Annotated in this window: 20 protein-coding genes; 15 read left to right on the forward strand and 5 right to left on the reverse strand. The window is 52.3% G+C overall.

All coding sequences use genetic code 11. The features are described from left to right. Nucleotides 1-27 precede the first annotated feature (27 nt). The 3 genes from flgA (at nt 28) to flgN (ending at nt 1,538) form a co-directional block, all read left to right on the forward strand. Entirely contained in the window at nt 28-687 is a 660-nt protein-coding gene (gene flgA / locus F3J37_RS03500) for a flagellar basal body P-ring formation chaperone FlgA (RefSeq protein ID WP_166931835.1), read from the forward strand. Nucleotides 688-792: 105 nt separating this feature from the next. After that, entirely contained in the window at nt 793-1,101 is a 309-nt protein-coding gene (gene flgM, locus F3J37_RS03505) for a flagellar biosynthesis anti-sigma factor FlgM (RefSeq protein WP_034830662.1), read from the forward strand. 5 nt (nt 1,102-1,106) lie between these two features. Next, a complete protein-coding gene (gene flgN / locus F3J37_RS03510) occupies nt 1,107-1,538 on the forward strand; it encodes a flagellar export chaperone FlgN (protein WP_058959595.1) in 432 nt (143 codons plus the stop codon). Between the two features lie 31 nt (nt 1,539-1,569). Here flgN and murJ read toward each other — a convergent pair whose 3' ends face one another. The 4 genes from murJ to rimJ all read right to left on the reverse strand — a co-directional run bounded on the left by murJ (nt 1,570) and on the right by rimJ (nt 5,399). Further along, nucleotides 1,570-3,108, reverse strand: coding sequence for a murein biosynthesis integral membrane protein MurJ (murJ, locus tag F3J37_RS03515; RefSeq protein WP_166931837.1), 1,539 nt, complete (start codon nt 3,106-3,108; stop codon nt 1,570-1,572). A gap of 121 nt (nt 3,109-3,229) precedes the next feature. After that, nucleotides 3,230-4,150 carry a Gfo/Idh/MocA family protein gene (locus F3J37_RS03520; RefSeq protein WP_160868232.1) on the reverse strand — a complete coding sequence of 307 codons (921 nt, stop codon included), beginning with the start codon at nt 4,148-4,150 and terminating at the stop codon, nt 3,230-3,232. 1 nt (nt 4,151) lies between these two features. Then, entirely contained in the window at nt 4,152-4,793 is a 642-nt protein-coding gene (locus F3J37_RS03525; protein ID WP_166931840.1) for a DUF480 domain-containing protein, read from the reverse strand. A 12-nt stretch (nt 4,794-4,805) separates the two neighbouring features. Next, complete coding sequence (gene rimJ / locus F3J37_RS03530; protein ID WP_034820126.1) at nt 4,806-5,399, reverse strand: ribosomal protein S5-alanine N-acetyltransferase; 594 nt, start codon at nt 5,397-5,399, stop codon at nt 4,806-4,808. 244 nt (nt 5,400-5,643) lie between these two features. Between rimJ and mdtH the strand changes: the two genes are divergently transcribed. From mdtH to F3J37_RS03580, 10 genes are all read left to right on the forward strand, one after another. Next, nucleotides 5,644-6,846: a multidrug efflux MFS transporter MdtH gene (gene mdtH, locus F3J37_RS03535; RefSeq protein WP_034820128.1), complete on the forward strand. Its 1,203-nt coding sequence runs from the start codon at nt 5,644-5,646 to the stop codon at nt 6,844-6,846. A 91-nt stretch (nt 6,847-6,937) separates the two neighbouring features. Beyond that, nucleotides 6,938-7,585 (forward strand): glutaredoxin 2, encoded by a 648-nt coding sequence (gene grxB / locus F3J37_RS03540; protein WP_058959598.1) that lies wholly within the window; start codon nt 6,938-6,940, stop codon nt 7,583-7,585. 110 nt (nt 7,586-7,695) lie between these two features. Next, nucleotides 7,696-8,259 carry a lipoprotein gene (locus F3J37_RS03545; RefSeq protein WP_038647632.1) on the forward strand — a complete coding sequence of 188 codons (564 nt, stop codon included), beginning with the start codon at nt 7,696-7,698 and terminating at the stop codon, nt 8,257-8,259. A 135-nt stretch (nt 8,260-8,394) separates the two neighbouring features. Further along, complete coding sequence (gene pyrC, locus F3J37_RS03550) at nt 8,395-9,441, forward strand: dihydroorotase (RefSeq protein WP_045833074.1); 1,047 nt, start codon at nt 8,395-8,397, stop codon at nt 9,439-9,441. Nucleotides 9,442-9,509: 68 nt separating this feature from the next. Next, complete coding sequence (gene dinI, locus F3J37_RS03555; RefSeq protein ID WP_034820137.1) at nt 9,510-9,755, forward strand: DNA damage-inducible protein I; 246 nt, start codon at nt 9,510-9,512, stop codon at nt 9,753-9,755. A gap of 143 nt (nt 9,756-9,898) precedes the next feature. Continuing rightward, nucleotides 9,899-10,168 carry a hypothetical protein gene (locus tag F3J37_RS03560; RefSeq protein WP_034820140.1) on the forward strand — a complete coding sequence of 90 codons (270 nt, stop codon included), beginning with the start codon at nt 9,899-9,901 and terminating at the stop codon, nt 10,166-10,168. A 288-nt stretch (nt 10,169-10,456) separates the two neighbouring features. Further along, nucleotides 10,457-10,711 carry a biofilm formation regulator BssS gene (gene bssS / locus F3J37_RS03565; protein WP_013508627.1) on the forward strand — a complete coding sequence of 85 codons (255 nt, stop codon included), beginning with the start codon at nt 10,457-10,459 and terminating at the stop codon, nt 10,709-10,711. A 107-nt stretch (nt 10,712-10,818) separates the two neighbouring features. Further along, the gene (solA, locus tag F3J37_RS03570; RefSeq protein ID WP_166931843.1) at nt 10,819-11,934 is read left to right on the forward strand and encodes an N-methyl-L-tryptophan oxidase; all 1,116 of its coding nucleotides are present in this window, start codon (nt 10,819-10,821) and stop codon (nt 11,932-11,934) included. Between the two features lie 294 nt (nt 11,935-12,228). Next, nucleotides 12,229-12,801, forward strand: a complete 573-nt coding sequence (locus F3J37_RS03575) for a cytochrome b (protein ID WP_166931846.1) — start codon at nt 12,229-12,231, stop codon at nt 12,799-12,801. 1 nt (nt 12,802) lies between these two features. Continuing rightward, the gene (locus F3J37_RS03580) at nt 12,803-13,378 is read left to right on the forward strand and encodes a YceI family protein (protein WP_166931849.1); all 576 of its coding nucleotides are present in this window, start codon (nt 12,803-12,805) and stop codon (nt 13,376-13,378) included. A 44-nt stretch (nt 13,379-13,422) separates the two neighbouring features. Here F3J37_RS03580 and trhO read toward each other — a convergent pair whose 3' ends face one another. Further along, the gene (gene trhO / locus F3J37_RS03585; protein ID WP_166931852.1) at nt 13,423-14,478 is read right to left on the reverse strand and encodes an oxygen-dependent tRNA uridine(34) hydroxylase TrhO; all 1,056 of its coding nucleotides are present in this window, start codon (nt 14,476-14,478) and stop codon (nt 13,423-13,425) included. A 268-nt stretch (nt 14,479-14,746) separates the two neighbouring features. On the opposite strand from trhO, the gene F3J37_RS03590 reads away from it, so the two are divergent. Then, complete coding sequence (locus F3J37_RS03590; RefSeq protein WP_166931855.1) at nt 14,747-15,670, forward strand: Kdo(2)-lipid IV(A) acyltransferase; 924 nt, start codon at nt 14,747-14,749, stop codon at nt 15,668-15,670. A gap of 558 nt (nt 15,671-16,228) precedes the next feature. Continuing rightward, nucleotides 16,229-16,495 (forward strand): hypothetical protein, encoded by a 267-nt coding sequence (locus F3J37_RS03595; RefSeq protein WP_034820172.1) that lies wholly within the window; start codon nt 16,229-16,231, stop codon nt 16,493-16,495. The last annotated feature ends 114 nt before the right edge of the window (nt 16,496-16,609 follow it).

Raw genomic sequence — 16,609 nt, forward strand, 5'->3', positions numbered from 1 at the left:
AGGCCATCTTCTCGACAGGAGGCGTTTATGCGCAGTTCTTTATCTTTGCTGGCCACGTTGTTGTTGGCCTTCGCGCTGCCCGGCCATGCGGCGGACCTGACCGCACAGTTAACGCAGTTTTTTAAAGCGCGCGATCCGCAACATGCCGCGGGGATGACCGTGGTGGTGCGCACACCCAAAGAGCAGTGGCCGACCTGCGAGGCACCGGCGTTACAACTGCCGGGCAACAGCCGCCAGTGGGGTAATCTCAGCATTGCCGCCAGTTGCGATCAGAATCGTCGTTTCCTGCAGGTTCAGGTACAGGTGACCGGTCAGTATTTAGTTGCCAGCCATCAGGTCGCCCGTGGCAGTACCCTCGACCCGAATGATTTCCGTCTCGAGACCGGGCGTCTGGATGAACTGCCTCCGCGAGCCCTGTTCGATAACAACAGCGTGGCCGATGCGATTGCGCTGCGCGATATCCCGCCTGGACAGCCGGTGACCGCAATGATGCTGCGTCAGCCCTGGCGGGTCAAAGCAGGACAAAATGTGATGGTGGTAGCCAGCGGAAACGGGTTTAATGCCAGTAGCGAAGGACGTGCGCTGAACAACGCCAGCGCGGCACAAATGGTGCGCGTGCGCATGGGAAATGGTCAGGTTGTCAGTGGGCGCGTCGACGCGGATGGGAATATTCTGATATCGCTATAAAGCGTTAAAGAACCTTGTTGTTCTGCCGATAGAGATATCAACAAAGACATTACCCTATGCTGACTCAGTTGACTGACCCTCAGCTGACCTTACAGGAGCACGACCATGAGCATCGACAGAACGCAGCCTTTAATTCCGGTGAGCACTGTACAATCCCGCGACACCAACGATAACAACGGCAAGGTGCGCCAAAACGTGACTGCTTCAACCAACGCCAGCACCAGCGAAAGCGGTGCTGAAGTGAAGTTGAGCACGGCTCAGGCGCAGTTAATGCAGCCGGGCAGCAAAGACATCAACACTGCACGTGTTGAACAACTGAAAACCGCTATTCGTAATGGCGAACTGAAAATGGATACCGGTAAGATCGCCGACGCGCTGATCGCCGATACCAAGGCGTATTTAGAGGGTAACTAATCCCAATGGACAATCTGCTGACCACCTTAGATAAAATGCAGGACGTGCTGGCTTCACTCACTGTGGTGATGGATGAAGAGCAACAGCAACTGTCTGCCGGCCAGGTTAATGGCAACCTGTTGCAGCGCATATCAGAAGATAAAAGCGCGCTGCTGACGACGTTGAATTATCTGGACGACATGCGCCGTAATACCGAAAAATCACTCGGTACTCAGGCGCCCTATGATGGTCACAGCGATCGTGAACGCCGCTGGCAGAGCATTCAGCAGCATACCCGCCGTTTGCGCGATACCAACACTCATAACGGTATTCTGCTGCAGCATCAAATCAGCTTCACCAATGATGCGCTCTCGGTACTGAAACCGCACCAGACTCAGGCGTTTTATGGTCCCGATGGATTAGGCAAAGGTCAATCGACGCTCAGCCGCAAAGGTTAATAAAGAAAAATCCCGCCGAGGCGGGATTTTTTTATGCCAGCGTGCGGCGGGCAAAATCTCTCGGGCGGAAGCCCAACAGACCCAGCATGACAAAGTAAGCACCACCGCCAATAGCACAGACTGCAGCCAGACGCAGTAACCGCCACCACATCTGCCCTTCTTCCCAGGCCGGCATCACATGCAGAATGCCCAGCAGCGCTGCTGCCATGACCACAACCGCAATCATCAGACGCACCAGGAAGCTAAACCAACCCGGCTGCGGCTGGAAGATATCCTGTTTACGTAATTGCCAGTACAGCAGCGCGGCATTCAGACAAGCCGCTAATCCAATCGACAACGACAATCCGGCATGTTTGAGCGGGCCGATAAACGCCAGGTTCATCACCTGCGTCATGATCAGCGTCACAATCGCAATCTTCACCGGGGTCTTAATGTCCTGACGCGAATAGAATCCAGGCGCCAGCACTTTAACCACAATCAGCCCCATCAATCCTACCGAATACGCCACCAGCGCACGCTGCGTCATGGCGGCATCAAATGCGGTGAATTTACCGTACTGGAACAGCGCCACGGTCAGTGGGCCAGAGAGAATGCCGAGGGCAACGGCGCTCGGCAGGGCCAACAGGAAGCAGAGGCGCAGGCCCCAATCCATCAGACGCGAGTACTCATCATGATTGCCACTGGCGAAACTCTTCGCTAACGATGGCAGCAAAATCGTGCCCAGTGCGACACCCAATACGCCCGACGGGAACTCCATCAAACGGTCAGCATAGTACATCCACGACACTGAACCCGAGACGAGGAATGAGGCGAAAATGGTGTTGATAATCAGCGATATTTGGCTCACCGATACGCCAAGAATCGCCGGTCCCATTTGGCGCATGACGCGCCATACACCGGCGTCACGCAGGTTGAGGCGCGGCAACACCAGCATGCCGATTTTCTTCAAGTGAGGCAGTTGGTAGAACAGTTGCAACACCCCACCGACCACCACAGCCCATGCCAGCGCCATCACCGGTGGATGGAAATGCGGGGCAGCAAACACCGCAAAGCCAATCATGCTGATGTTTAATAACGTCGGCGCAAATGCCGGAACCGAGAAGCGATTCCAGGTGTTGAGTATCGCACCGGCCAGCGACGCCAGGGAGATCAGCAGAATATAAGGAAAGGTAACGCGTAGTAGCGAACTGGTCAGCGCGAATTTATCGGCGGTATCAGCAAATCCGGGCGCAGTGACCATAATCACCCAGGGCGCGGCAATCATGCCGAGCATCGTCACCACCGCCAGCACCAGCGTCAGCAAGCCGGAAACGTAGGCCACAAATACGCGTGTGGCCTCTTCGCCCTGCTTGCTTTTGTATTCGGCAAGAATGGGCACAAACGCCTGAGAAAAGGCGCCTTCCGCAAAGATACGGCGCAGCAAATTGGGCAGTTTAAAGGCCACGAAGAAGGCATCGGTGGCCATACCGGCACCGAAAACGCGTGCCACTATGGCATCACGGGCAAAGCCCAGCACGCGGGAAAAAAGGGTCATCGAACTGACCGCAGCCAGCGATTTCAACAAATTCATTTTGAGTGGCGCATCCTGAAAAGTGTCGGATAAATGAGCAACTTAGCGCGGACATCTGCAGATGTCCGGCGATAGTCTACTGCCACTGCGGGAAATGACCAGCATTGAGTGTTACAAGGGGTTATTCCTGTTCGGCATCGCGCCACAGTTTTTCCACCAGACGCTGCGCCGCCAGCGCCTGTTCACCGCTGGTTTCAGGCATCGTCTGATTTTGTACGCACTGGATAAAATGCTGTGCCGCACCGCTGAAACCACGCTGAGCAAGATGGCTTTGCCAGGAGGCTACCGGGTCGGTACGTAAGCCGCCGAGGTTCTCCTGCTGCCAGTCACGCATCTCATTAATTTCGATGTAGTCACCGTCGCAGATGGCGCTCACCACTTCGCGCTGTGTGCCGGCGCGACGATGCATACTGGTGGTAATTTGCAACGCTCCCGCCGAGAAGTGATGTTCGGCGTACAGCATCGCCCCCTCCTCATTGGTTTCAATAAAGCCCTGCTCACGCGTGAGTTTGCCCCCTGCCAGCCACAGCGCCGTATCCACCACGTGCAGGTAGTCATCCAGCAGAGTAAAGCGCAAATCCCCTGGACCCACGCTATCCGCGCGATGCTTCTCAATACGCAGTGAAGCCGCTCGCGGCATTTCCGCTTTCAACTGTTGATAGCGTGGCGCAAAGCGACGATTAAACGCCACCATCAGTTTACGTTTGCGCTTCTCTGCCAGTGCCACCAGCGCTTCCGCCTGCTGCAGGGTTTCGGCTAATGGTTTATCCACGCAAACATCTTTGCCCGCCAGCAGCAACGCCTGCACCACTTCAAAATGACTGGCGGTGCTGCTGTGCACAAAGACCGCATCACTGGCGGCTGCCAGCGCGTCCAGCTGACTGAAATATGGCATGCGGTAGCTGTCGCAAATCGGCTGGGCTTTAGCCTGATTCGGCGAAAACGCCCCTGCCAGCTGCCAGTCGGTGGCGTGCGACAACACGGGCAACCAGGCTTTTTGCGCGATGCCGCCTAATCCAACAATACCGATACGTAGCGTCATGTTATTGCTCCTTCTGCAACAGGTGCTCCAGCTGGGATTGCAGCTGAGCCACCTGTTGTTCCAACTGCGCAACCCGGCTGACCAAATCTTCACTGTCCATCTCATCCGTGCTCGTGGCGGGTGCTTCAGCCACATCGCCGCCGAACAGATGCATATAACGACTTTCGCGTTTACCCGGCTCACGTGCCAGACGCACCACCATCGGGCCGTCATCACGGGTGATTAAGCCGTTCAACGTTTGCTCGACCTCATTCATATCGCTGAACTCATGCAAACGTCCACTACGGGTACGTAGCTCACCCGGCGTCTGTGCGCCGCGTAAGAACAGTAGCGTCAGCACCGCCACTTCTGCGCTGTTAAGCTGCAAATTACCGAATGCAGAGTTACAGAAGCGCTGTTCATACTTACTGACGCGTTGACCGAACCCGTTATTGGAGGTGGCCAGATGCTTTTTCACCAGCTCATCAAGCTGAGATTGCACCTCCATTTCACTCAGGTTCATCACCGGTTCACGGTTGGATTTTTGATTACAGGCGGTGACCACGCCGTTAAGGGAAAGCGGATATTGATCCGGAGTGGTGACCTGTTTCTCTAACAGGCAACCGATCACACGCAGCGCCTGCGCGGATAAAGCCATCTTCATGCGGTTTTCCTTTTATTGTCCACGACGATCCGCGGTCCACTCCTGCCACGTCAGCGCGGTCAGCACGTGATCCTGCCAGCGTCCATCAATCAGCAGGTAATCTTTGGCATAACCCTCTTTCTCGAATCCGAGACGCGCCAGCAAATCACCGCTGCGCTGATTATGCGGCATATAGTTAGCCATAATGCGGTGAATGCGTTGCTGTCGTTGCATATAGCGAATCGCTGACTGCAACGCTTCAAACATCATGCCTTGCCCCTGCCACTTCTCGCCTAATGAGTAACCGAGGTAACAGGCGTGAAATGAACCGCGCAGCACGTTGCTAAAATTGGCCACTCCGCGCACTTCATGCTCTTCCGGGTCCATCAGCACAAAATAGTAGGCAGAGCCCTGTTTATGCATATCCGCGATCAGCCCAAGGCGTGCCTGCCAGCCTGAGGGGTAGCAGTGGCTTTCGTCGCGCACCGGCTCCCAGGGTTTGAGGAAGACGCGGTTCTCTGCATAATAATCTGCCAATCGCCAGGCATCGCGCTCGTGAACTAAACGGACCACCAAACGATCGGTAGTCAGGCGCACGCGGGGTCCAGCAGAACGATAGCCAAACATCATGACTCCTGAAATCCATAACTTTAAGAAAGATGTACGCCTGAGGCGATACTTCTCACTATAACCGTCCCTTTCACTACGGTAAAACCCTCAAGACCCTGCCACGCAATTCATCCTTATCCAGGATTAATTTTTCTGCGGATTCGATGAAAAAATATCATCCTGGATACGCTGTCTTTCCCGTCAGCGCAGGCGGAAAATAGACCAACTGGTCACTTTTCTCTTCTCTTGCTCAGGGTTAAGCATGTCTCGGGTAGCGCGGGCACGACGCCTCGGTAAAACATTCCTCTTAGTCGATAACATGTTGGTGGTGTTAGGCTTTTTCGTGGTATTTCCACTGATTTCTATCCATTTCGTTGAGCAACTGGGCTGGGCGGCGTTAATGGTGGGTATCGCGCTGGGTTTGCGTCAATTTGTACAGCAGGGGCTAGGCATTTTCGGCGGCGCAATTGCGGACCGTTTTGGCGCACGTCCGCTGATTGTGACGGGCATGCTGATGCGCGCAGCTGGATTTGCCTGCATGGCGCTGGCGCATCAACCCTGGATGCTGTGGCTGGCCTGTTTGCTTTCCGGCCTCGGTGGCACCTTGTTTGACCCGCCCCGCAGCGCCATGGTGGTAAAACTGGTGCGCGCTCGTGAACGCGGTCGCTTCTTCTCGCTGCTGATGATGCAGGACAGCGCGGGAGCGGTGCTAGGGGCGCTGATTGGCAGTTGGTTGCTGGCGTGGGATTTCCGCCTGGTGTGCTGGGTGGGTGCAGCGGTGTTTGTCGCTGCGGCGATATTTAACGCCGTGTGGCTACCGGCGTGGCGCATCTCAACGGAACGCATTGCGATGCGCGAAGGTATGCAGCGTGTCTGGCAGGATAAACGTTTTCGCCTCTATGTGCTGACGTTGACCGGCTACTACATTCTGGCCGTTCAGGTCATGCTGATGCTGCCGGTGATGGTGAATCAGGTGGCTGGTGCGCCCGCCGCCGTGAAATGGATGTACGCCATCGAAGCCATGCTGTCGCTCAGCCTGCTCTATCCGCTGGCCCGCTGGAGCGAAAAACGCTTCCGCCTGGAAACCCGGCTTATGGCGGGTTTATTCCTGATGACCTTTAGCCTGCTACCTGTCGGCATGACCCAATCTCTCCCTTCGCTGTTTTTGTTAATCGGCGTGTTCTACCTGGGGTCCATCATCGCCGAACCGGCACGCGAGACGCTCAGCGCATCGTTGGCCAGTTCACGCGCGCGGGGCAGTTACATGGGATTCAGTCGTTTAGGTCTGGCCATCGGCGGTCTGATTGGCTACTCCGGGGGTGGGTGGATGTTCGACATGGGCCAGCAATTGGCTCTGCCTGAACTGCCCTGGATGTTGCTGAGCAGCGTTGGCATCATCACTCTGCTGGCATTGTGGTGGCAGTTCCAGCCGCGCCCGGTGGCACCGATCATCTTCAGCAGCTAGTTTGCCCCTTCGGAGGATCTCTTCCATACTTCCCGCACGTCCGGAAAAAGGGTGACCTTTGTCACCCTTAGATTTACACAGGAGAAACGGGATGAAACTCTACATCTACGATCACTGCCCTTTCTGCGTGAAAGCACGCATGATTTTTGGCTTAAAGAACCTGCCGGTTGAATTGATCGTTATGCTCAATGACGATGAGCAGATGCCAAAAAAACTCATCGGGCAGAAGATGGCCCCCATTCTGCAAAAAGCCGATGGCAGTGCGATGCCAGAGAGTATGGACATTGTCCGATTGGTGGATAAGCAGGATCGCGAGCCATTGCTGAACGGTAAAAACAACCCCGCCATCAGCGAATGGCTGCGCCGCGTTAACGGCTATATCAATAAGCTGCTGATTCCGCGCATCGCTGATGCCTCGTTTGCGGAATTTGCCACGCCGGAAGCGCGGAGTTACTTCCGTGAGAAAAAACAGGCCAGCGTCGGAGATTTCACTGAGCTGCGTAAACACGCGCCCGGGCTGATAAAAAACATCAGTGATGACCTGCGCCAACTCGATAAGCTCATCGTCAAACCCAATGCCGTGAATGGCGAACTGTCTGAAGACGATATCAATCTGTTTCCGCTCCTGCGTTCGCTCACCTTAGTGGCTGGCATCGAATGGCCGAGTCGCGTAGCGGATTACCGCGACAATATGGCGAAGCAAACCCAGATTAACCTGCTCTCTTCCATCGCGGCATAGCCCCGTCCGATGAGAAACGCTGCGGCGTTTCTCATCCCTCTCCTGGTGACACCTGGCCCGGTTTCAGGCAGGCTATGGCTGTTTTGCCGTATCGTTCAGGATGAGGATCTATGAAAAAGGCGATGTCTGGGCTATTAGCCCTGTTTTTAGCCGTGCTGTTGAGCGGCTGTAATCAATTGACGCAATACACCATTAGCGAACAGGAAGTGAATCAAGCGCTGCAGAAGCGCAATAACTTCGAAAAAGACGTCGGCGTATCCGGGCTGGTCAATGCACACATCGTGCTCAGCGATCTCACCAGTCAGATTGGTCGTGAAGAACCCGGTAAGATTACCCTGTCCGGCAAAGCAAACATCAATGTCAGCTCGCTGTTTGGTCCGCAGCAGGCTGAGATGCAGCTGAAGATGAAAGCGCAGCCGATTTTCAATGCGCAGGAAGGCGCGATTTATCTGCATGATATTGAAATTGTCGACGCGCAAGTACAACCAGAAAAGATGGCGTCCATCATGAAAACACTGACGCCTTATCTTAATGAGTCTCTCAAACGCTACTTCAATGAGAAGCCTGCCTATGTGCTGAGCGAAGACCGTAGTAAAGGGGAAGCACTGGCGAAGAAATTTGCCAAGGGTATTGAAGTGAAGCCGGGACAATTGGTGATTCCGTTTACGGATTAACCTCAACCACCGCACCTTCGGGTGCGGTTTTTGTTTCCGGCAATAAAATCCCGTGCAAACGGTTGCTCACACCCTTATGATTACTCCCCGGCCTAAACGTGCCCATTCGTTTTTTCTCAGCCGGAGCCTTTTTGAATGACAGCCCAACCCCAGCAAATCACGATTCGCCGCCCTGACGATTGGCATATCCATCTGCGCGATGGCGCGATGCTTAATGCAGTTTTGCCTTATACCAGTGCGGTCAATGGTCGTGCGATTGTCATGCCAAACCTGGTTCCACCGGTGACCAGCGTCGAGGCCGCCATTGCCTATCGCGAGCGCATTATGGCTGCGCTGCCTGCAGAACACGCTTTTACGCCACTGATGACCTGCTATCTCACTGATTCCTTAGATCCGGATGAAATTGAGCGTGGCTTCCGCAACGGGACTTTTACCGCAGCGAAACTCTATCCCGCGCATGCCACCACCAACTCCAGCCACGGCGTCACCAATATTGACTCCATTGCCAGCGTGCTGGATCGTATGCAGCAGATCGGTATGCCGATGCTGGTACACGGTGAAGTCACGGATTCGCACATCGATATTTTTGACCGTGAAGCACGCTTTATCGAAACCGTGCTGGAACCGCTGCGTCAGCGTTTCCCTGCCCTGAAAGTGGTGATGGAACACATCACCACCAAAGAAGCGGCAGAATATCTGGCTGCGGGCAACGACCTGCTGGGTGCCACCATCACGCCGCAGCATTTGATGTTTAACCGCAATCACATGCTGGTGGGCGGTGTACGTCCTCATCTCTACTGCCTGCCGATTCTGAAACGCAACATTCACCAGGAAGCACTGCGCAGCCTGGTGGCCAGCGGCAATCGTCGCGTATTCCTTGGCACGGACACCGCACCACATCTGCGTCACCTTAAAGAGGCGAGCTGCGGCTGTGCCGGCGTGTTTAACGCCCCGACATCACTGCCTGCCTATGCCACGGTATTCGAAGAGTTGAATGCGCTGGAACATTTCGAAGCGTTCTGTTCAGAAAACGGTCCGAACTTCTACGGCCTGCCGCTAAATGAGGGCACACTGACGCTGGTACGTGAGTCCTGGACAGTGCAGGACACCATCAACGTGGCCGATGACACGCTGGTGCCGTTCCTGGCAGGTGAAACCCTAAACTGGCGTATCAAAGAATAATATTGCACAGCTTGCCTTTGGGATAATTTTACTGTACAAATAACCAGTATATTATCCCGGAGGCTTTTATGCGTGTTGAAATTACCGTAGCGAAAACTCAGCCCCTTCCCGCAGGTGCACTGGATGCACTCAGTGCCGAACTTACCCGTCGTATTTCCCGTGATTTTCCCGATGACGATCACCATGTCAAAGTCCGTTATGCGGGTGGCAATCAATTGAGCGTATTTGGTGGCTGTAAAGCGTCACGCGAACGCATTAGCGATATTTTACAAGAAACGTGGGAAAGCGCAGACGACTGGTTTATTACTGATTAACTGCCACTGTGCCGTTTTTGCCGGGTTTCGCCACCCGGTTTTTTTGTTTTAATTTCCCTCTCGCCAGATAAAGTCGCTGCATCTAGACTCATGTTTAACGATCCCCTATCCTTGCCTCGTCATGCTTACGGGAGGTGTTTTACATGACTACTGAAAAACCAGAAGAGGCGATGACCTTCGGTGAATTGCTGGCATTAATTGCTGAACAGCAGCGACGTTTAACGGTGCTGGAAAATGCCTTTGCCAGTTTGACGTTCTGCCTCGACGATCGCGCCAGTCAGTTACTGGTGCATAATCTGTCGCTCGAAGCGCAAAATCAGAACCACGACGCACAGTTACAGCAGCACTTTACTCGGTTGGCTGAAGAGATTCAGCGGCGTAATGGCCAGCTGCCTCCAGAAGCGCAGGCCTGAAACTGGCCTTTTTTTACTTGTCGCTGCAGCGTAAAGTTTTCCCCTAACGCCGCCGATAACTAAGGTGTAGCCACTGTCACGATTATCGAATATAGGCCCGAAGCAGCGGGCACTTTATTATTCGACAAAAGTCGCATTCTGAACGCATTTATTATCGTTCTCTTTTTAATCGCCACACGTTTTAACTATTGTACCGCCTGTTTCATGTTATAATTGTTCCGCTAGTGCAAGAAAAGCCGCATTGAACCTCAAGAAGCACTTCGTTTAACGAGTAATAAGGAGGTTATAATGGACAGAAATAAAGACGTCATTCAGACTCATCCGCTGGTGGGATGGGACATCAGTACCGTAGACAGTTATGACGCCATGATGATCCGCCTGCACTCGCTATCATCGCAGGATCAGAAAGAAGAAGAAGCTGACGTGGGACCCACCTACTGGCTGACTACCGACGTAGCCAGACAGTTCATCTCGATACTCGAAGCTGGCATTGCAAAGATTGAGTCCACAGAGCAATACCTACGCGATAATCAAAAGCACTAATTTCTTACTTCGCGTGAAAGGGCACCCAATAGGGTGCCTTTTTCATGGACACGATTTTTTTGCTATGCTGTTGAAAAATTTCGTCGTTTGGCAGGAGTGATGTGGTTATGGTTTATGATCTGATTGTGGTGGGCAGCGGATCGGTGGGAGCCGCCGCCGGTTTTTACGCAACCCAGGCAGGCTTATCGGTATTGATGATTGATAGTGCCCATCCTCCGCACAGCCAGGGCACACACCACGGTGAAACACGCCTGATCCGCCATGCCTATGGCGAAGGTGAACGCTATGTCCCGCTGGTGCTGCGCGCACAAACCTTGTGGGATGAGCTGGAACGTCAGAGCGGTGAACGCATTATGCATCGAAGCGGCATCCTCAATCTGGCCCCCCTCACTTCCTCATTTATCCAGAATGTCATCGACAGCGCCAAAACCTATCAACTGGAAGTAAAAATCCTGCAGGCAGACGAAGTGCGCAAGCGCTGGCCGCAGATCTCTGTGCCCGACGGCTACATTGGGGTATTCGAACCTCACTCCGGCTTCCTGAAATGTGAGCAGGCGGTTCGTAGCTGGATACAGCTGGCTGAACAGGCGGGCTGCGCACAACTGTTTAATTGCCCGGTGAGTGAGATCGCACGCGATGGTGACTTGCAGCAAGTCACTACCCGCGACGGCGTGTTTCGCGCGCGTAAATTATTGGTCAGTGCCGGAACCTGGGTGAGTGAGCTGGTAAAAGATTTGCCAGTACAACCGGTGCGTAAAGTCTTTGCCTGGTATCAGGCAGATGGACGTTATAGCGAGAACAACCAATTTCCTGGCTTCACGGTGGAGATGCCTGATGGCAGTCACTTTTATGGCTTCCCTGCCGACAACAATGCATTAAAAGTGGGACGTCACGATGGCGGGCAGCTGATGCAGAAACCCGAAGATCGTAAACCTTTCGGCAGTATCGCTGCAGACGGCAGTGAAGCCTTCAGTTTCCTGCGTCAGTTCTTACCAGGGGTTGGCGTTTGCTTACACGGTGAGGCCTGCAGTTATGACAACACACCTGATGAAGACTTTATTATAGATCCCCTTCCAGGCGAGCCAAATCGATTAATTATTACCGGCTTGAGTGGACACGGATTTAAATTTGCCTGCGTATTAGGTGAACTTGCCAGTGAATTTGCCCAGGATAAGCCCTTCTCCTTTGACCTGAAGCCGTTTTCACTTTCGCGCTTTGCTTAACGTTGTCTCGCTGGCGCCTCAGGCGCCAGCCTTATATTGACGCAAACTTACATTAATAGTTCTTTCCTGACATTTTAGCGTTTAGATTGCCGCATTAGGTGTAGCAATATTCAATTCAATTTTATTTCCCCGCCACCTATACAACCATCGTCAATATTTCTGACGCAGACATCGATATAAACGCACAATTTCCGAATGTCTTTTTAAATTTTATAGAAAGGTAAGCTTAATTGCTTTCATATTTCAAAGTATGGATGCTTATTACCACCTATTTCCAGATATGGATTCACTTTTATGTGGCGTAACTCCAGACAACATTTCGGGCTAATGACCATTATGTTGCATTGGCTAATGGCGCTGGTCATTTACGGCATGTTTGCGCTGGGTCTGTGGATGGTCGGATTGGGATATTACGATGGCTGGTATCACAGCGCCCCGGAAATCCACAAAGGCATTGGCATCCTCCTATTTGCCACATTACTGCTGCGCCTTGGCTGGCGTATTATCTCTCCCCCACCCGCACTCTTACCACACTATTCCCCCTTAATTCGCCGCTCCGCCCGCCTGGCTCACGGGCTGTTGTATGGCTTGTTATTGCTGCTACTGGTAAGCGGCTACCTGATATCGACCGCCGATGGCAAAGCTATCTCTGTGTTTGGATGGTTCGAAGTGCCCGCCCTGTTAAGTGGAGCAGGTGAACAGGCTGATTTGGCTGGCGATCTGCATTTGTGGCTGGCCTGGGGATTAGTGCTGTTTTCTGCGCTGCATGGGCTGGCGGCATTAAAACACCATTTTATTGATCGAGACGTCACATTGAAAAGGATGCTGGGTTACCGCATCCCGTTAACCTCTGAAAAGGAGAAGTAAAATGCTCAAGAAGACGCTACTGACACTGAGTGCCGCCAGCCTGTTAGGCACCAGTTTGCTGGCCAGCGCAGCAGACTATAAATTTGATAAAGAAGGCCAGCACGCCTTTGTTCAGTTCCGCATTCAGCACCTGGGTTACAGCTGGCTATACGGGACGTTCAAAGACTTTGACGGCACTTTTACTTTTGACGAAGCCAACCCAGCGGTCGATAAGGTTAACGTGACCCTGAACACCGCCAGCCTTGATACTAACCATGCCGAACGTGACAAGCATATTCGCAGCGCGGATTTCCTTAACACCGCCAAATTCCCACAAGCCACCTTTGCCTCAACCGCAGTGAAAAAAGAGGGCAAAGAGTACAAGATCACGGGTGACCTGACGCTCAACGGCGTGACAAAGCCGATCACGCTGGACGCCCGACTGCTGGGCGAAGGCAAGGATCCCTGGGGCGGCTATCGTGCCGGATTTGAAGCTAACGGTGAGATCGTGCTGAAGGATTTTAATATCACTAAAGATCTTGGACCGGCATCGCAGAAAGCTGAGCTGATTATCTCAGTGGAAGGCGTGCGGCAGTAAGGCAGAACCAGCCTGAGGTCATGCGGCCTCAGGCTGGATGCAGTTTACTTCTTCTCTGGCGCGGGGATCGCCATCGTCATGTTGAGTAAACCGCGTGACTTATTGAACACCTTATTACCGTTTTCACGGCCTGCGCGGCGTGAACGCTGCTCTTCCGGTGCTAATGTCGCCTCTTCCATACACAGCGGGCTGCAGCAGTTGTGGTATTTCTCCGCACAGCTTGGGCACTGAATGAACAGCAGATGGCATCCGTCATTGACGCAGTTAGTGTGACTATCGCACGGCACGCCGCACTGGTGGCAACTCGAGAGAATATCGTCAGAAATACGTTCGCCCATACGTTCATCAAACACAAAGTTTTTACCTTTGAAACGGACAGGCAAACCTTGCTCACGCGCACGGCGGGTATATTCAATGATGCCGCCTTCAATGTGGTAAACATCGTTGAAGCCTTTGTGTTTCATCCACGCACTGGCTTTTTCGCAGCGGATCCCGCCGGTGCAGTACATGACAATCTTTTTGTCTTTATGCTCCTGCAGCATATCCACGGCCATCGGCAGCTGATCGCGGAAGGTGTCGGCGGGAACTTCCATCGCCTGATCAAAATGGCCCACTTCGAATTCGTAGTGATTACGCATGTCGACAAACACCGCATCGGGATCATCCAGCATCGCATTGACCTCTGCGGCTTTTAAATAGGCACCGACATCGCTGGCATCAAAGCTTTCATCTTCAATGCCATCGGCCACAATGCGCTCACGAACTTTCAGGCGCAGTACCCAGAAAGATTTGCCATCATCGTCCAGCGCAATGTTCATTCGCAGGTTATTTAACGCCGGGTCAAACGCATACAGTGCAGTTTTCATGGCTTCGTACTGGCTGGCAGGAACGCTGATTTGCGCGTTGATCCCCTCTTTTGCCACGTAGACGCGTCCAAAGACCTTGAGCTTTGTTAGCGCAATGTAGAGGGCATCACGGAAGACTTTCGGGTCGGCAATCTGGAAGTACTTGTAAAAAGAGACTGTGGTACGCGGCTCGTTTTCAGCCAGCATACGTTCTTTCAGCTCTTTATTGGAAACAAGGTTATGTAACACTGGCATGGTGTTCGATCCTGTTAGCAATCAGAGAAATTTAGCGCGCACATGATACCTGAATTCCGCTCGATGCAAAGCCCCTGGTCAGATAATCCTGAATGGCGTGATTACCGACGCAATTCTCCGCCGCAGTTGTAGATTAATGCGCAATCTGACTGCCTTACACCCGCCTGCAGGCTATGCTTGATTTCAGTCAGCACGAAAAAATGGCATAATCACGACAAATAACAGAAACCGGACTCTCTGGCACAAGACGCAGGATACTGACATTTCCATGACTCAACTTCCCCAATTTTCCCGTGAACTTCTTCACCCGCGTTACTGGCTGACCTGGATAGGTATCGGCTTTCTTTATCTGCTGGTGTTACTTCCTTACCCGGTGCTGCATACGATTGGCTGTGGCCTGGGCCGCATTGCCATGCGCTTCTTAAAACGTCGTGTGGAAGTCGCGCAACGTAACCTGGAACTCTGTTTTCCGGATATGCCTACCAGCGAACGTGAAGCCATGGTGAAGCACAACTTTGAATCGGTTGGCATGGGGCTGATTGAAACCGGTATGGCGTGGTTCTGGCCTGACTGGCGTATTCAAAAATGGGTGGCCACTTCGGGGCTCGAACATGTCAGCCATGCGCTTGCGGAAAAACGCGGCATTTTATTGATTGGCCTGCATTTCCTGACGCTGGAGCTGGGTGCTCGCGTGTTTGGCATGCACAACCCAGGCATTGGCGTTTACCGGCCGAATGACAATAAGCTCATCGACTGGCTGCAAACCTGGGGACGCATGCGCTCAAATAAGAGCATGCTGGATCGCAAAGATCTCAAAGGCATGATTCGCGCCATGAAGAACAACGACATCATCTGGTACGCGCCTGATCATGATTATGGCCCGCGCAGTAGCGTGTTTGCCCCGTTCTTTGCCGTGCAGGATGCGGCAACCACCACGGGCACGCATATGTTGATTCGATTGGGCAATCCCAGCGTGATCCCGTTTCTCGCCCGCCGCCTGCCCAACGGACGCGGTTATGAGCTTAAAATGATGCCTGACATTCGCCATAAGTTCTCGCTCGAGAATGAACTCGATACCGCTATCGTGATGAATAAAGTGGTTGAAGAAACCGTTCTGTTGGCACCAGAGCAGTACATGTGGTTGCACCGCCGTTTTAAAACCCGCCCTGAAGGTCAACCATCGCTGTATTAATGTGATGTGGAGCACAGTCTGTGCTCCACGCTTTCCTGAAGAAATTTGCGTTATTTCACGACGATAGTCTGTCAATTTTAGTCAAACCGGACCAGTCTGAATTCAGGCTGATGGCATTGTTCGGTCCAGCTTTAACTTAATCCATGGAGCAGAATAACCTGTAGAAATGCAGAATATTAATCTTTGTTAACGAAATGTAAACACTAAAATGCGCATCTCTTTGAATTCTCATCCAGCAGCATCAAAATGCTTCATCAATTGAAACAGGTGGTCACGGATCTAATTTTAACGCATTCCAGGCCTATTCCTATTTAATATTGCTGAATGCTTTTGTTCCGCTTATCAATCCAGTAAAATTAACTTACATAACAAGGTATTGTCTTAGTCCACCCCCTTTATATTCTGTTTCTACAAAAGAAGAGCTATGCTTATTCCTTTCTGGAATTTGTTAGCGAAATCGATTCCAGTTAATTTCAACCGTGACAGTTAGCTAAATAACTGCCCTTCTAAAAATATAAAAAGATTACACACAGCAAATATATCGCAGGAACCTATAATATGAATAAAGGCATCTATTACTACGTGACAATCAGTACCGATCAAGAGGGCTACCACCTCTTGCATCGGAAAGAGTGTAAACGTCTACCCGTTAAGGAGGATATGGTTTTTATCGGTACGCTCTATAATTTAAATCAGGCTTTATCAACCGCTCGTATTAATTTTAAAAAGGTGAAACCCTGTATTAAATGCTGCATTCGTTACTCTGCTCCTATTATTCGCGAGTCAGTACGTCCTGTACTGCATTTCCCGCAAAAGATGATCTAAACGGTTTGGGCGGTTGAATTGCATTCATCCGCCCGCCGTTATTCTATGCCTGCCCTGCACACTTCCATTTTTCGTCTATTCTTCTGTGAAATCCCTTTCAACAGACATGGAGTT

It is taken from the genome of Candidatus Pantoea communis (genome assembly GCF_011752685.1).
In the GTDB taxonomy this organism is placed as follows: domain Bacteria; phylum Pseudomonadota; class Gammaproteobacteria; order Enterobacterales; family Enterobacteriaceae; genus Pantoea; species Pantoea communis.

Coding starts and splice junctions, on each gene's coding strand:
- F3J37_RS03520 (WP_160868232.1), bottom strand. CDS start 4,150: ATGACGCTACGTATCGGTATTGTTGGATTAGGCGGCATCGCGCAAAAA.
- rimJ (WP_034820126.1), bottom strand. CDS start 5,399: ATGTTTGGCTATCGTTCTGCTGGACCCCGCGTGCGCCTGACTACCGAT.
- grxB (WP_058959598.1), top strand. CDS start 6,938: ATGAAACTCTACATCTACGATCACTGCCCTTTCTGCGTGAAAGCACGC.
- F3J37_RS03590 (WP_166931855.1), top strand. CDS start 14,747: ATGACTCAACTTCCCCAATTTTCCCGTGAACTTCTTCACCCGCGTTAC.
- bssS (WP_013508627.1), top strand. CDS start 10,457: ATGGACAGAAATAAAGACGTCATTCAGACTCATCCGCTGGTGGGATGG.
- F3J37_RS03580 (WP_166931849.1), top strand. CDS start 12,803: ATGCTCAAGAAGACGCTACTGACACTGAGTGCCGCCAGCCTGTTAGGC.
- murJ (WP_166931837.1), bottom strand. CDS start 3,108: ATGAATTTGTTGAAATCGCTGGCTGCGGTCAGTTCGATGACCCTTTTT.
- F3J37_RS03525 (WP_166931840.1), bottom strand. CDS start 4,793: ATGAAGATGGCTTTATCCGCGCAGGCGCTGCGTGTGATCGGTTGCCTG.
- pyrC (WP_045833074.1), top strand. CDS start 8,395: ATGACAGCCCAACCCCAGCAAATCACGATTCGCCGCCCTGACGATTGG.
- trhO (WP_166931852.1), bottom strand. CDS start 14,478: ATGCCAGTGTTACATAACCTTGTTTCCAATAAAGAGCTGAAAGAACGT.
- flgN (WP_058959595.1), top strand. CDS start 1,107: ATGGACAATCTGCTGACCACCTTAGATAAAATGCAGGACGTGCTGGCT.
- F3J37_RS03545 (WP_038647632.1), top strand. CDS start 7,696: ATGAAAAAGGCGATGTCTGGGCTATTAGCCCTGTTTTTAGCCGTGCTG.
- mdtH (WP_034820128.1), top strand. CDS start 5,644: ATGTCTCGGGTAGCGCGGGCACGACGCCTCGGTAAAACATTCCTCTTA.
- dinI (WP_034820137.1), top strand. CDS start 9,510: ATGCGTGTTGAAATTACCGTAGCGAAAACTCAGCCCCTTCCCGCAGGT.
- F3J37_RS03560 (WP_034820140.1), top strand. CDS start 9,899: ATGACTACTGAAAAACCAGAAGAGGCGATGACCTTCGGTGAATTGCTG.
- flgA (WP_166931835.1), top strand. CDS start 28: ATGCGCAGTTCTTTATCTTTGCTGGCCACGTTGTTGTTGGCCTTCGCG.
- flgM (WP_034830662.1), top strand. CDS start 793: ATGAGCATCGACAGAACGCAGCCTTTAATTCCGGTGAGCACTGTACAA.
- F3J37_RS03575 (WP_166931846.1), top strand. CDS start 12,229: ATGTGGCGTAACTCCAGACAACATTTCGGGCTAATGACCATTATGTTG.
- solA (WP_166931843.1), top strand. CDS start 10,819: ATGGTTTATGATCTGATTGTGGTGGGCAGCGGATCGGTGGGAGCCGCC.
- F3J37_RS03595 (WP_034820172.1), top strand. CDS start 16,229: ATGAATAAAGGCATCTATTACTACGTGACAATCAGTACCGATCAAGAG.